This window comes from Amycolatopsis sp. NPDC104775 (genome assembly GCF_055583325.1).
On record NZ_JBVJOE010000001.1, the window covers coordinates 85257 to 98258 of the forward strand.

14 protein-coding genes are annotated in these 13002 nt (G+C 71.5%); 9 read left to right on the forward strand and 5 right to left on the reverse strand.

Annotated features, from left to right (window positions below; translation table 11 throughout):
• Positions 1 to 18: 18 nt before the first annotated feature.
• Entirely contained in the window at positions 19 to 873 is an 855-nt protein-coding gene (locus ACZ63D_RS00335; RefSeq protein ID WP_465352104.1) for a DUF5829 family protein, read from the reverse strand.
• A gap of 222 nt (positions 874 to 1095) precedes the next feature.
• Between ACZ63D_RS00335 and ACZ63D_RS00340 the strand changes: the two genes are divergently transcribed.
• On the forward strand, positions 1096 to 1872 hold the full coding sequence (locus ACZ63D_RS00340; protein ID WP_465352105.1) for an AfsR/SARP family transcriptional regulator: 777 nt from the start codon (positions 1096 to 1098) through the stop codon (positions 1870 to 1872).
• On the opposite strand, the gene ACZ63D_RS00345 is transcribed toward ACZ63D_RS00340, so the two are convergent.
• Positions 1856 to 2344 carry a MaoC family dehydratase gene (locus ACZ63D_RS00345; RefSeq protein WP_465352106.1) on the reverse strand — a complete coding sequence of 163 codons (489 nt, stop codon included), beginning with the start codon at positions 2342 to 2344 and terminating at the stop codon, positions 1856 to 1858. The genes ACZ63D_RS00340 and ACZ63D_RS00345 overlap by 17 nt on opposite strands.
• 159 nt (positions 2345 to 2503) lie before the next feature.
• On the opposite strand from ACZ63D_RS00345, the gene ACZ63D_RS00350 reads away from it, so the two are divergent.
• The 4 genes from ACZ63D_RS00350 (at position 2504) to ACZ63D_RS00365 (ending at position 6556) form a co-directional block, all read left to right on the forward strand.
• Entirely contained in the window at positions 2504 to 3508 is a 1005-nt protein-coding gene (locus ACZ63D_RS00350; RefSeq protein WP_465352107.1) for a beta-ketoacyl-ACP synthase III, read from the forward strand.
• A gap of 62 nt (positions 3509 to 3570) precedes the next feature.
• Entirely contained in the window at positions 3571 to 3816 is a 246-nt protein-coding gene (locus ACZ63D_RS00355) for an acyl carrier protein (RefSeq protein WP_465352108.1), read from the forward strand.
• Positions 3813 to 5033, forward strand: coding sequence for a beta-ketoacyl-[acyl-carrier-protein] synthase family protein (locus ACZ63D_RS00360; protein ID WP_465352109.1), 1221 nt, complete (start codon positions 3813 to 3815; stop codon positions 5031 to 5033). The genes ACZ63D_RS00355 and ACZ63D_RS00360 overlap by 4 nt, the downstream gene beginning before the upstream one ends.
• A 17-nt stretch (positions 5034 to 5050) precedes the next feature.
• Positions 5051 to 6556, forward strand: a complete 1506-nt coding sequence (locus ACZ63D_RS00365) for a GMC family oxidoreductase (RefSeq protein WP_465352110.1) — start codon at positions 5051 to 5053, stop codon at positions 6554 to 6556.
• Between the two features lie 50 nt (positions 6557 to 6606).
• Here ACZ63D_RS00365 and ACZ63D_RS00370 read toward each other — a convergent pair whose 3' ends face one another.
• Positions 6607 to 7458: an LLM class F420-dependent oxidoreductase gene (locus ACZ63D_RS00370; RefSeq protein WP_465352111.1), complete on the reverse strand. Its 852-nt coding sequence runs from the start codon at positions 7456 to 7458 to the stop codon at positions 6607 to 6609.
• 17 nt (positions 7459 to 7475) lie between these two features.
• Positions 7476 to 8390, reverse strand: coding sequence for a proline iminopeptidase-family hydrolase (locus tag ACZ63D_RS00375; protein ID WP_465352112.1), 915 nt, complete (start codon positions 8388 to 8390; stop codon positions 7476 to 7478).
• Between the two features lie 166 nt (positions 8391 to 8556).
• Here ACZ63D_RS00375 and ACZ63D_RS00380 point away from each other — a divergent pair, with 166 nt between their 5' ends.
• From ACZ63D_RS00380 to ACZ63D_RS00395, 4 genes are read left to right on the forward strand one after another with little or no spacing between them, the layout of a single operon-like run.
• Positions 8557 to 9579: a methyltransferase gene (locus tag ACZ63D_RS00380; RefSeq protein WP_465352113.1), complete on the forward strand. Its 1023-nt coding sequence runs from the start codon at positions 8557 to 8559 to the stop codon at positions 9577 to 9579.
• 12 nt (positions 9580 to 9591) lie between these two features.
• Positions 9592 to 10812 carry a cytochrome P450 gene (locus tag ACZ63D_RS00385; protein WP_465352114.1) on the forward strand — a complete coding sequence of 407 codons (1221 nt, stop codon included), beginning with the start codon at positions 9592 to 9594 and terminating at the stop codon, positions 10810 to 10812.
• Positions 10813 to 10834: 22 nt separating this feature from the next.
• Complete coding sequence (locus ACZ63D_RS00390) at positions 10835 to 11863, forward strand: methyltransferase (protein WP_465352115.1); 1029 nt, start codon at positions 10835 to 10837, stop codon at positions 11861 to 11863.
• A gap of 43 nt (positions 11864 to 11906) precedes the next feature.
• Positions 11907 to 12344: an acyl-CoA thioesterase gene (locus tag ACZ63D_RS00395; RefSeq protein ID WP_465352116.1), complete on the forward strand. Its 438-nt coding sequence runs from the start codon at positions 11907 to 11909 to the stop codon at positions 12342 to 12344.
• 12 nt (positions 12345 to 12356) lie between these two features.
• On the opposite strand, the gene ACZ63D_RS00400 is transcribed toward ACZ63D_RS00395, so the two are convergent.
• Positions 12357 to 12926, reverse strand: a complete 570-nt coding sequence (locus ACZ63D_RS00400) for a hypothetical protein (protein ID WP_465352117.1) — start codon at positions 12924 to 12926, stop codon at positions 12357 to 12359.
• Positions 12927 to 13002: the final 76 nt, after the last annotated feature.

Genomic DNA, 13002 nt, shown 5'->3' on the forward strand with positions numbered 1-13002 from the left:
AGATGCCGGAAACAGCATTCAGCCGACGGGCGGGAACACCATTCGGGCGAATTCCGGCGAGTCGAAGACAAGACGGCAGCCGGGGCCGAAATCGAGAGCGCGTCCGGGTTCGTAACCGGCGGCGGAAATCCGGATTCCGATTTCCGTCACCCGCTCCGCCCCCTCGGCCCCGCCGACCAGCCGGAGGGTGAGATCCGGCCCGCGAAGCACCCCGCCGGACTCGGCGGAGAAGCCGAACGGGCGCAGCGCGGCGCTCAGCCGGGCGGCCCGCTGCTCCGTGACGGCCAAGGTGACGCTCTCGATGTCGCGCATCAGCGGGCGTTCGCCCTCGTGCTCGCCGAGGACCGCGCGAAGGTAGGCGGCCCGGTCGAGGATTCCGTCGGCCCCGGCGGAGGCGCCCACCGAGGTGAAGTACGCGGGCGTGACCTCGTTGAGGAACAGCAGCAACGGGCTGGGCTGTCCGAGGTCGACGTTGATCAGGTGGTACCAGGGCTGCGGCTCGTCGTGGCCGGGAACCGCGCGGCGCACCAGGTCGTAGCGGTACTCGACCTCAGTACCGCCGAGCAGCGACTGCGCCAGCGACGACGAACCGGGCTGGGCGAAGGAGAAAACCAGGCCGCCGTTGAGGGCGTCCGCGCCCGGCGGCCGGGTGCCGAACAATTCGATCAGCGTGTTGTCGCCGGCGATCCCCAGGGTCGAGTACGAGCCCGCGACCGAGCTGTCCGCGTGCTTGAGCTTGCGCCGGGCGAACCGGTCCCCGAGGAACCCGGACTCGGTGACGGCCTGGTAGCTCGCCGGGTCGAGCAGAACCATCACATGGTCGAGTCGCGGCACCGGCGGCGCCTCGGCAGTGGCCTTGTCGGCGATGTCCACGGAGCACTCCGATTCTCCGGCAGTGGGTGACCGAGGTCCGAGTCTGGCGCCGGGATCGGCCGAACAGCACTGGGGGAACCCCTGCCTCGGGCAGCCGGACCCCTGGGAAGAACCCAGGGAAGGAATTCGTTTCGCGCCCGCCGGGCAATGGCGTCCCGGGCACCGGATGTGCTTTTCTTGACGGGAGAAAAAACCCGCGCCGGCTCATTCCAGGGAGAAACCGTGCTCATTCGTCTTCTCGGCACTGTCTCGGTGAACGTCGACGGAGTCCTGCGCGACATCCGGGCGGGCAAAGTCCGGGCGATGCTCGCGACGCTCGCGCTGGATCCCGGACGGCCGGTGTCCTACGACGACCTCGCGACGGAACTGTGGTCGGGACGGTCGCTGTCCAACGCCCGCAACGCGGTCCAGGCGCACGCGGCGCGGCTGCGCAAGCTGGTCGACGGCCCGGGCGGGATCGTGGTCCGCGCGGTGCCGAACGGCTACTTGCTCGACGTCGCGCCGGAAGACGTGGACGGCAGCCGCTTTCTCGCGCTGGCCGCCCGCGGCGCGGCGCTCGTGCGCACCGATCCGCACCGCGCGATCGATCTTCTGAAGGAGTCCATGCGGCTGTGGCACGGGCCAGCCCTGCTCGACGCGGGCGACGGACTGCGCTGCCGGTCGGCGGCGGCGCTGCTGGAGGAACGCAAACTCGGCGTCTGGGAAGACATCACCACCGCGCGGCTGGCCGTCGGCGACAACATGACGGCGGCGGCGGACCTCGGCCCGCTCGTCGCTCAGCACCCGCTGCGCGAGGTCTTCTGCGAGCAGTTGATGCTCGCGCTTTACCGCTGCGGCAGGCAAAGCGACGCGCTCGCCGCGTTCCACCGCATCCGCGTCCGCCTCGGCGAGGAACTCGGCCTGCAGCCGGGCGGGCGGCTGCGGCAGCGCTACGCCGACATCCTCGCCCAGGACCCGGCGCTGGCCGAGGGCCAGCCTCCGGTCATCCCGGTCGGCTGACCGCCGGGCGCGCGGCCGGGGGCCGGACCATCTGCCGCACTAGCGCGGTGCACGCGGGTTCGTCGCGCCCTTCGACGTGGATTTCCACGAAGAACCCGACTTCGGCGACCCCGCGCCGGTTGACGTCCACGCTGTCGAGCCGCACCGCCGCGCGGTAGCGGGCTCCGACCGGCACCGGGTGGCGGAACCTCAACTCGTCCACGCCGGTGTTGAGCACCGCGCCGGTGCCCCGCAGCACGAAGATTTCGCCCAGGAGGGAGGGAATCAGCGACAGCAGGTAGTAGCCGTGCGCGATCGTGCCGCCGAAGGGGCCCGCCGCGGCGCGCTCGGGATCGACGTGGATCCATTGCCGGTCGCCGGTCGCTTCGGCGAACCGGGAGACCTCGGCCTGCCCGAGCTCGCGCCACGAGGTGACGCCGAGAGCGCTCCCCGCCTCGCGCGCCAGCGCGGCCAGGTCTTCGAACACTTTCATCCGCGCCTCCGGGCTCGGCTGTTCCGGCGCCCCATCGTGTCCGGCCCGGCTGACCGGCCGTTGACGGCCCGATGACCGCGCGGCGGCGTCAACCATCGGTCAGCGCCCCGTCAAGCCCCCGGCACAGACTGGGTTTCCTGGCCCACGGAAGGGGAAGCGATGGTGAGCCGGTCGGCGGTGCTGACGGGGATCGGCAGTTTCCTGCCGCCCCGCGAAGTGTCCAATGCGGACTTGTCCGCGCGGCTGGACACGACGGACGAGTGGATCCGTTCCCGTACGGGCATCGCGCGGCGCTACCACGCCGACGCCGGCACCGCGACCTCCGACCTCGCGATCGGCGCGGGCGCCGCGGCGCTCAAGTCCGCCGGCGAAAGCCAGGTCGACACCGTCGTGGTGGCCACGACGACCCCGGACCGGCCCTGCCCCGGCACCGCTCCCCTGGTGGCGAGCCGGCTGGGGATGACGGGCGCGGCCGCCTACGACGTCAACGCCGTCTGCACTGGGTTTCTCTACGGCCTGGCTACCGGCGCGGGCTTGATCGCCAGCGGTTCCGCCGAGCGGGTGCTGGTGATCGGCGCGGAGACCTTCTCCAGCATCCTCGACCCCGCCGACCGCACCACCTCGGTGATCTTCGGCGACGGTGCGGGCGCGGTGGTGCTGCGCGCGGGCACCGCCGACGAGCCGGGCGCGATCGGCCGGTGCGATCTCGGCAGCGACGGCGAGGGCTACGACATGATCACCGTGCGGGCGGGCGGATCGCGGTCGCGGCTGTCGGCGAGCGCGCCGGACCCGGCCGACCGCTACTTCCGCATGGCGGGCCGCGAAGTCTTCTGGCGTGCCGTCCAGCGGATGACCGCCTCGTGCCAGACCGTGCTCGAAGACGCGGGGCTGACCGTCGGCGACATCGACTGGCTCGTCGGCCACCAGGCCAACCAGCGGATCCTCGACCGCCTCGCCGACATGCTCGGCGTCCCGCGCGAACGCTGCGCGGGAAACATCGCGGAAGTCGGCAACACCGCCGCCGCGTCGATTCCCCTCGCCCTGGACCACGCCCTGGCGGCGGGACAGCTGCGAGCCGGGCAGCGAGTGCTGCTCACCGCGTTCGGCGGCGGGCTGACCTGGGGGTCGACCGTGCTCACCTGGCCCGAGCTGACGCGCGGCTGACGCGCGTCCCCCGACCGGACTTCCTCTCACCGACCGCGCACCACGAACGAAGGAGACCTGAAATGAGCGCGACCTACGACACCCTGGTCGACCTGCTGGTGGACAAGTTCCAGGTCGACCGCGACGAAATCCGGCCCGGCGTGACCTTCGAGGACCTCGAAATGGACTCGCTGTTCCTCGTGGAGCTGCTGCTGGAGATGCAGACCGCGACCGGCGTGCGGATCGACGAGGACACCGCGTCCCCCCGGGACACCCTCGAGGACGCCGCCGAGAAGATCGCGAAGCGGGTGACGGCGGCGGCGTCGTGACCCGCCCGGCGATCGCGGTGACGGGCCTGGGCCTGGTCACCGCCGCCGGGATCGGGGTCGCCGCCTGCCAGGAGGCGATCTGGTCCGGTGCGCCGGCCGCGCGCAAGGACGCCGCGCTCGCCGGGCTGCCGGTGGACATTTCCTGCACCGTCCCGGATTTCGACCCGGCCAAGCACGTCGGCAAGCGCAGCGCCCTCAGCCACGACCGGTTCGTCCAGCTCGCGCTGGCCGCGGCGGCCGAGGCGGTCGCGGACTCCGGCCTCGATCCGTCCACTTGGGACGGTGCGCGGGTCGGCGTGGTCCTCGGCTGCGGGCTCGGCGGAGTGTCCACTTGGGAGCGTCAGCACAAGCAGCTGCTGGGGCCGGGGCCGCACACCGTGTCGGGACTGCTGATCCCGATGCTGGTGCCGAACATGGCCGCGGGGCATCTCGCGATGCGCTTCGGCGCGGCCGGGCCGAACTTCGTCACCGCCACGGCGTGCGCGTCCGGGGCCACCGCGATCGGTTCGGCGCTGGCTTTGCTGCGGGACAACGTGTGCGACGTGGTGCTCACCGGCGGCGCCGAAGCCGGGGTGAGCCCGCTGATCGTCACCGGGTTCGCCCGGATGGGAGCCCTTTCCCAGCGGCTCGGCGATCCGGCCGCGGCGTCGCGTCCGTTCGATGTGGACCGGGACGGTTTCGTCGTCGGCGAGGGCAGCGGAATCCTCGTGCTGGAACGGGAAACCGACGCACGGGCGCGGGGAGCGAAGGTGTACTCCCGGGTGGCGGGCTACGGCGCGTCCGCCGACGCCTACCACATGACGGCGCCCGACCCCACCGGAAAGGGTGCGGCACGAGCACTTTCCGCCGCGCTCGCCGACGCCGGCCTCGGCCCGGCGGACGTCGGCCACGTCAACGCCCACGGCACGTCCACCCCGCTCAACGACTCCACCGAAGCGCGGATGATCCGGACCGCGCTCGGGGAGAGCGCGTCGGTGACCTCGGTCAAGGGGGTCGTCGGGCATTCGCTCGGCGCGGCCGGGGCCATCGAGGCGGTCGTGACCGCGCTGACCGTGCACACCGCGCTCGTGCCGCCGACCGCGAACCTGGACAGCCAGGACCCGGAGGTCGAGCTGGACGTGGTGGCCAAGACGGCCCGCGCGCAGCCGGTCGACGTCGCGGTGAGCAATTCGTTCGGGTTCGGCGGCCAGAACGCCGTGCTCGTCTTCACGTCCTGACCCGGAGGAAACCCGCAGTGAGCGAATTCGATGTGATCGTGGTGGGCGCGGGTTCCGCGGGCTGCGCGGCGGCCCGCCGGACCGCCGGCCGGGGCGCCCGCGTGCTGCTGCTCGAAGCCGGCGGCGCCGACGACGACCCGGCCATTCACGACCCGCGCCGGTTCGGCGAACTGTGGTTCGGCGAACACGACTGGGCCTATCTGACCACGCCGCAGCAGCACGCGGCGGACCGGCGGCTGCACTGGCCGCGCGGGAAGGTGCTCGGCGGGTCCAGCTCGCTCAACTGCATGATCTACACCCGCGGCGCGGCAGCCGATTACGATCACTGGGCCAGTCTCGGCAACCCCGGCTGGTCCTGGGCGGACGTCCTGCCGGTGTTCAAGCGGATCGAGAACTTCGACGCCGGAGCCGACGAATGGCACGGCGCCGACGGACCGCTGCCGGTGACGACGCGGTATCGCACGGATCCGATTCACGAGTCGCTGATCAAAGCGGCCGAGGAGACCGGCATCGGGTACAACCCGGACTACAACCGGGGAACGCCGGACGGGGTTTCGCGCGTGCAGTTCACCGTGGCCGACGGGCAGCGGCGGAGCGCGTTCCGCGCCTACGTCGAACCGGTGGCGGATTCGCTGACCGTCGTCACCGGAGCACGGGTGCGGCGGCTGCTGCTCGACGGCACCCGCTGCGTCGGAGTCGAGTGGCTGCGCGACGGGCAGGTGGAAAAGACCTACTGCACCGGTGAGGTCGTGCTGAGCGCCGGGGCGATCGAGTCGCCCCGGGTCTTGATGCTCTCGGGCATCGGCGATCCGGAACACCTGCGCGCGGTGGGTGTCGAGGTGAAAGCCGCGTTGCCGGGCGTCGGCCGGAACCTGCAGGATCACTTGCTGGTGCCGGTGATCGTCGGCACCGAGCGGGATCCCGGCCGGCCCTCGGCGGGCATCGGGCCCGCGCAGACGCACCTGTTCTGGCGCAGCAGGCCGGGTCTCGACGCGCCGGACGTGCAACCGCTGAACTTCCCGGTGCCGATGTACCAGCCCGGCCTGACCGGCCCGCCGACCGGCTTCACGATGCAAGCCGGGCTGGTGCGCCCGACCAGCCGAGGCTCCATCCGGCTGACCGGAGCCGACCCGGACGACGAGCTCCTGATCGACCCGGCGATCCTGCGCACCGAGTCCGATGTGGACACTCTCGTGGCGGCCGTGGCCCTGTGCCAGGAAATCGGCCGTGCTCGCGTGCTGGCCGAGGAATGGGGCGCGGTCGAGTGCCATCCTGGCCCGGAGGTCCGCGGAACGGACGAACTGCGCGCGTACGTGCGGTCGACGGTCACGACGTATCACCACCAGTCGGGCACCTGCCGCATGGGCTCCGACGCGGACGCAGTGGTCGATTCCCGGCTGCGAGTCCACGGCGTGGAGCGCCTGCGGGTGGCGGACGCTTCGGTGTTCCCCCGCATCCCCAGCGGCAACACGCACGCGCCTGCTCTGCTGGTCGGGGAACAGGCAGCGGACTTCCTCGCGTGACCGCGCGCCCCGGCGGAGCCCGGCTCCGCCGGGACGGCCCGGAACGACGATCAGGCGGGCTGCGCGCCGATCCGGGCCGGAGCGTTGGCTTCGACGAACTCCGCGATCTGGTCGGCTGTCCACGTCGGCAGCGGAGCCACCACCAGCCGGTCGACGCCCATCTCTCCGTACGCACGGACGCCGTCCGCGTCCAGCCGCCGCGACGGCGTGATCGTCACCCGCGGCTTCCTGGCTCCGGGAGCCGCCTCGACCACGCGGCGCAGTTCCGTCAGCGTTTGCTCCGTCGCGCGCAGGCCCAGCAGGTAGCCGTACCAGTCCGCGCCGAAGGAAATCACCCGCCGGAACGCTGCCGGGCTGTGTCCGCCGATCACCAGCGGAACCGGGCGCTGCACTGGCCGAGGGTGCGCGTCCACCCCGGAGAAGCTGACGAACTCCCCGTCGAACGCGGGTTTCTCGTCGTACCAAAGGCTTTGGATCGCTCGCAGGTATTCGTCGGTGCGCGCGCCGCGCCGCCGCAACGGCACGCCGAGCGCGCGCAGCTCCGGCTCCAGATACCCGACCGCCGCCCCGAAAACCAGCCGTCCGCCGCTCAGCACGTCCACGGACGCCAGCTGTTTCGCGAGCACCAGCGGATTCCGCTGCGGCAGCACGACGCACCCGGTCGCCAGCCGGATGCGGCTGGTCGCGGCGGCTAGATAGGTCAGCGCGACCAGCGGATCGAGCAGCGCCTCGTCCGGCTCCATCGGCGACGGCTCGACTCGCGGCGACGGCACCGCCACATGGTCGGCGACCCAGAGCGAGTCGTAGCCGAGGTCCTCGGCGAGCCGGGCGATCCGCGTCGCCGCGGCCGGTTCGGCGACCGCCCGCATGTTGGCCGCGAACAAGCCGATCGTAGGAGGCATGCGGGCGAGTCTAGTGATCAACGCCGCGTTCCGCGCGCGTCCACGTGGTCGAAGAATTTCCCCGCCAGCTCCAAAAACCGCTCAGGTGCCTCGAGATGCGGCATGTGGCTGGCGTCCTCGATCAGTTCCCAGCGCGAGTTCGGCAGCGCCTCGTGCAGCTCGGCCACCGCGGCGGGCGTGACCTCGTCGTGGCGGCCGGACACCAGCAGCACGTCGGCGGTGACTCCGGCCAGCCTGCCGGTGATGTCCCAGTCCCGCAGCGCACCGGTCAGCCGGAACTCGCTCGGCCCCGCCATCGCGTGGTAGACGGTCGGGTCCTCGCCGAGAGCGCCGAGGGTCCGCAGCACCTCGTCCGGCACCGGACGGCGGCGGCACACGTGCCGCCGGTAGAACACCCGCACGGCCTCCTGGTACTCGGGATCGTCGGTAGTGCCCGCGGCCTCGTGCCGCTCGATGGCGGCGCGGACGTCTTCGGGCAGCGCCGCGACCAGCGCGCCAACCTCGTCGGTATAAGTCTGTGCCCGCGCGAAGGCGTCGGCGACGACCAGCGACCGCAACCCGGCCGGAGCGAGCGCGGCCAGTTCGAGGCCGAGCATCCCGCCCCACGAGTGGCCGAGCAGATGATGGCCGCCCGAGATCCCCAGGTGGTCGAGAAGGTCGGTCAGTTCCCGCAGGAAGAACGAGACAGTCCAGAACTCCGCGGGCGCGTCCCGCCGATGCCCCGACCGGCCGCTGCCGAACTGGTCGTAGAACACCACCGGACGCCCGGATTTCGCGAGTTCCTTCACCGGCGACAAGTAATCGTGGGTCAGCCCCGGGCCGCCGTGGCAGACGACCAGCGGCGCGCGCCCGTCGTCCGCGCCCAGTTCACCGTGCACCTGGTACCAGGTGCTCAGGTCCCCTCGCTCCAGCACTCCCTCGGTGATCCGCATCCGCCTCGTCCTCCCGCGTCGGTGCCCGAAGCATCGGCGCGGCCGTTGACGGATCGCTGACCGCGCGCTGATCGGCCCGGCTCGTCAGCGACCGGTCAATCAGCGGTCAACGGGCGTCGTGACACTGAGGTCCTCTGATCGTCGATCCAGGTCCCGGAGGTTTCCGTTGAGTCAGGAGCAGCAGAACGACATCGGTGCGGCGGTCCGCCAGGTCCTCGGGGACTCCCTCGGCTACCTCTACCCCGCCGCCATGCGCGTCGCCGTCTCGCTCGGCATCGCCGACCACCTCGCCGACGGCGCCAAAACCGCCGAAGACCTCGCCGAGCGCAGCAAGGCCAGCCCCGACCACCTCAGGCGCGTGCTGCGGTTCCTGGCCACCCGCGGCCTGTTCGAAGAGGACGGCGAAGGCGCGTTCCATCTGACCACCGCGAGCAATCTGCTGCGGACCGGCTCGCCGCTGCCGATGGCGTCCATCGTGAACCTGCTGACCGACGAGATGTACTGGCTGCCGGCGGGCCGCCTCGACGACACGGTCCGCGACGGCACCACCGTCTTTCCCGACATCTTCGGCTCCCCGCTGTTCGACTACCTCGGCCGGCACGAGGACCGCGGCCACGTCTTCCACACCGCGCTGGACGACCTGTCGGCCACCGAGCACGGCCCGATCGTGGCGAACTGCGAGTTCGCCGAAGGCTCGACGGTGGTCGACGTCGGCGGCGGCCAGGGCGGCCTGCTGCGCGCGGTGCTCGAAGCCAACCCGGGCGTCAAGGGCGTGCTGTTCGACCGCGACGTAGTGGTGCGCGGGCACAATCTGGACGTCCCGGCGCTGGCGGGCCGCTGGCAGGTCGAGGCCGGGAGCTTCTTCGAGACCATCCCCTCCGGCGGCGACACCTATCTGCTGAAGCGCATCCTCCACGACTGGAACGACGAGGACAGCGTGCGCATCCTGCGCGGCTGCCGCGAGGCGATGGCCGAGGGCGGGCGCGTCCTGGTGATCGACACCGTGGTGCCGCAGGGCAACGACCCGCACCCGAGCAAACTGTCCGACATCGCGATGATGATCGTCTTCGACGGCAAGGAACGGACCGAGGACGAGCTGAGCACGCTGTTCGCGCAGGCGGGCCTGCGGCTGTCCCGGATCGTCGCCACGCCGGGTTCGGTGTCCGTCGTCGAGGCCGTCGCGGCCTGAGCCGGAGGAACCATGTCCAGCGAAATGCTGTCCCCCGGCGCGGACCTCGCGCCCGGGCCGCCGAGGATGCCGGTGCACCGCACCGATCCGGTGGAGGTGCCGGCGCTGCTCGGCGAACTGCGCGAGGCCGCGGCGCTCTGCCCGGTCGCGCTGGCGACCGGCGACCCGGCGCTGCTGGTCACCCGGCACGACGAGGCCAAGACCGTGCTCTCGGACCGGAGGTTCAGCCGGGCCGCCGGATGCGAGGAGAACGCGTCCCGGTCCCAGGCCGTGCGGCCGAATCCCGATTCCCTGATCAACATGGACCCGCCGCGGCACACCCGGATCCGCAAGTTCGCGGGCAAGGCGTTCACCCCGGCGCGGCTCGCGGCGCTGACCCCCCGCGTCGAGTCCATTGTGGACGAAGTGGTGAGCGAGATGGCCGCCCGGGGCGGGCCGGTCGACCTGAACGAGGCGTTCTCGCGGCCGCTGCCGCTGCGGGTCATCTCGGACATGCTCGGCGTTCCGTTCGAGGACTGGCCGCTGTTCACCGAATGGACCGACACGATCCTGAACATCGGCTCGACCGAACAGGAGATCGCCCAGGCCTACGTCGGCCTCCGCGGGTACTTCGTCGAGCTGGTGAAGGCGAAGCGGGACAACCCGGGGGACGACTTCCTCAGCGTGGTGGCCGCGCAGTCGGACGCCGAGGGCGGCCTGACCGAGTCCGAAATGGTTTCGCTCGGCACCTTCGTCTTCGTCGCCGGGCACGAGACCAGCGCCACCGTGCTCACCAGCGGCGTGCTGAACCTGCTGCGGAATCCGGACCAGCTGGCGGCACTCAAGGCCGATCCGGAATTGTGGGCGGGAGCCACCGACGAAATCGCCCGGCTCGGCATTCCCGGGATGTCGCCCTTCCCGCGCATCGCCACCGAAGACCTCACCGTCGGCGGAGTGGAGGTCCCCCGCGGCGCTGCGGTGGTGGTCAACTACGAAGCGGCGCTGCGCGATCCCCGGGCCTATCCGGATCCGGACGCGTTCGACGTCCGGCGCCACCAGCCGTCGCAGGTGTGGTTCGGCCACGGGCCGCATTTCTGCATCGGCGCGCCGGTCGCCCGGCTCGAAGTGCGCATCGGGCTGCGCGCGCTGTTCGAGCGGTTCCCCGGCCTGCGGCTGGCCGAGCCGATGAACGAACTGCGCTGGAAGAACAACGCCGCGCTCGGCGGCTTCGAACGATTCCTGGTCGACTGGTGACCCCCGGACGGAAGGCGGGCTCGTGATCAGCACGGATCCGAAGGACATCGGCTCAGCGGTGCGGCAGCTGATGGGCGACGCGCTGGGCTACCTGTACCCGGCCGCCCTGCGCGCGGCGGCGAAGGCCGACATCGCCGGCCGTCTGGCCGAAGGCCCCCGGACCGCGGATGACCTGGCCGCCGCGGCCGGGGTGGACGCCGACCGGCTGCGCCGGACGCTCCGGTTCCTCGCCACGCGCGGCGTGTTCCGGGAAGAGCCCGACGGCCGGTTCGCCCTGACGACCGCGGCGAGCGTGCTGCGCGCGGACTTCCCGGTGTCCCTGCGCAACCTCGTGCTGCTGTTCACCGACGAGATGTACTGGCGGCCGGCCGGACGCCTCGACGACACCGTCCGCCGCGGCACGACGGTGTTCGACGAGATCTTCGGCGGGCAGATCTTCGAGCACCTGAGCAAGGACCCGGAGAAGTACGAGCTGTTCGCCGACGCGATGGCCGATCTTTCGGTGCTGGAACACGGCGGAATGGCCGAGAGCTACGAGTTCCCGGCATCGGGCACGGTCGTCGACGTCGCCGGAGGGCTCGGCGGGATGCTGGAGGCGGTGCTGGTCCGCAATCCGGGCCTGCGCGGCGTCCTGGTGGAGCGGCCCGAGGTGCTGGCGCGGCACCGGATCGCCGATCCGGCCGCCGAGGGCCGGTTCGACCTCGTCGACGCCGACTTCTTCGCCGAACTGCCCCGCGGGGCCGAGCTGTACCTGCTCAAACGGATCATCCACGACAAGAGCGACGAGGAAGCCGTCCGGATCCTCCGCACGTGCCGCGCGGCGATGACGCAGGAGTCGAAACTGCTCATCTTCGACATCGTGGTCCCGCCGGCGGACGAGGACCAGCCGAACCCGGCTTCCGACCTGCTCATGATGACGGTGTTCGAAGGCAAGGAACGCACCCGCGAGGAACTCGCCGCGCTGCTCGCGGAGGCGGACCTGGAAATCGGCCGGGTGCTCCCGACGCCGACGGCGATGTCCTTGACCGAGGCCGTGCCGCGCCGGGCGTGACTATGCTGGTGGTCCGACGGCGTACTGGGGGAAGGGAACCGACGTGAACCAAGGCCCGACCGCGGACCACGGCCACTTGCAGCCGGTCTTCGTGCATTTCGACGATCTCGACTCCATGGGCATGGTGCACAACACCCGCTACGGGCTGCTGGTCGAGCGCGCGCTGACGATGTTCTGGGACGCCAAGGGATACAGCTTCCGCAACGGCAAGCTCGGCCACCCCGACGCGTCGGTGGGGGTCGCCGAGTTCGCGATCAGTTACAAGGCCCCGATTTTCGGCACCGGGCCGGTGTACGTGCACCTCGTTGTCGACCGCGTCGGCGAGACCAGCGTCGTCTACGGCTTCAAGGTGCTCTCCGAGGCGGGCGTCACCCACGCGGAAGGCCGCCGGGTCCACATCCGGCTCGACCCGAAGACGTTCCGTCCCGAGCCGTGGGCCCAGGAGACGCGGGAAATCTACGAAACCCTCGCCGCTTCCTGAGTTCGCCGCGGTTCATTCACGGCAAAGTCCACAATGGACTTTCCGCTCCGGCTGCCGCTCGGCGGCGCCACTCCCCTGACCCGGGAGGCGTGCGCCGCCGAGCAGCAGCCGTCTGCCCGGGATCACCGGTCGCGGCACCCGGGCACCACGGCGTTTCCGATCGTGCCCGCTGGACGGGCGGCTCGGACAGCCACGACGACACTGCCGACGGGCCGTTGCCGGGCGCATGCCGCGCCGGAAGCTAGTCCGCGCCCGCCGGGAACCGGGTCCACGGCGCGGCGAGCCGGGCGTGCGCTGCCCGAGGACCAGTTCCTCGTCGAACGAGCAGCCATACCGCTCCAGCTTGCCTGACAGCCACTCGGCCATCGGAGCGACTCCCCCGGCACCGCCCAGTTCGGCGAGTGCCTCGCCGTGGGCGCTCTCTTCCAACGCGATCGAGCACCACGTCGTGAACACGCCGCGGACGTAGTCCAGGTTCAGCCGATCCTCGCGCGTCTCGGCGAGGTCGAACTCCCAGCCGAAGCCCCTCTTCCCGGCGGGGCTTTCCTGCGTTCCGCCGCCTTGCCCGCCCAGATCCAGCATCGGGCCGACCTCGGCCGCGCCCTCCCCCTAGCCCTCCGCCGCGGTGGCGCAGCCACCGGCCCGAGCGACCACAACA

Coding starts and splice junctions, on each gene's coding strand:
- ACZ63D_RS00345 (WP_465352106.1), bottom strand. CDS start 2,344: ATGAAAGTGTTCGAAGACCTGGCCGCGCTGGCGCGCGAGGCGGGGAGC.
- ACZ63D_RS00370 (WP_465352111.1), bottom strand. CDS start 7,458: ATGCCTCCTACGATCGGCTTGTTCGCGGCCAACATGCGGGCGGTCGCC.
- ACZ63D_RS00385 (WP_465352114.1), top strand. CDS start 9,592: ATGTCCAGCGAAATGCTGTCCCCCGGCGCGGACCTCGCGCCCGGGCCG.
- ACZ63D_RS00350 (WP_465352107.1), top strand. CDS start 2,504: ATGGTGAGCCGGTCGGCGGTGCTGACGGGGATCGGCAGTTTCCTGCCG.
- ACZ63D_RS00375 (WP_465352112.1), bottom strand. CDS start 8,390: ATGCGGATCACCGAGGGAGTGCTGGAGCGAGGGGACCTGAGCACCTGG.
- ACZ63D_RS00400 (WP_465352117.1), bottom strand. CDS start 12,926: ATGCTGGATCTGGGCGGGCAAGGCGGCGGAACGCAGGAAAGCCCCGCC.
- ACZ63D_RS00355 (WP_465352108.1), top strand. CDS start 3,571: ATGAGCGCGACCTACGACACCCTGGTCGACCTGCTGGTGGACAAGTTC.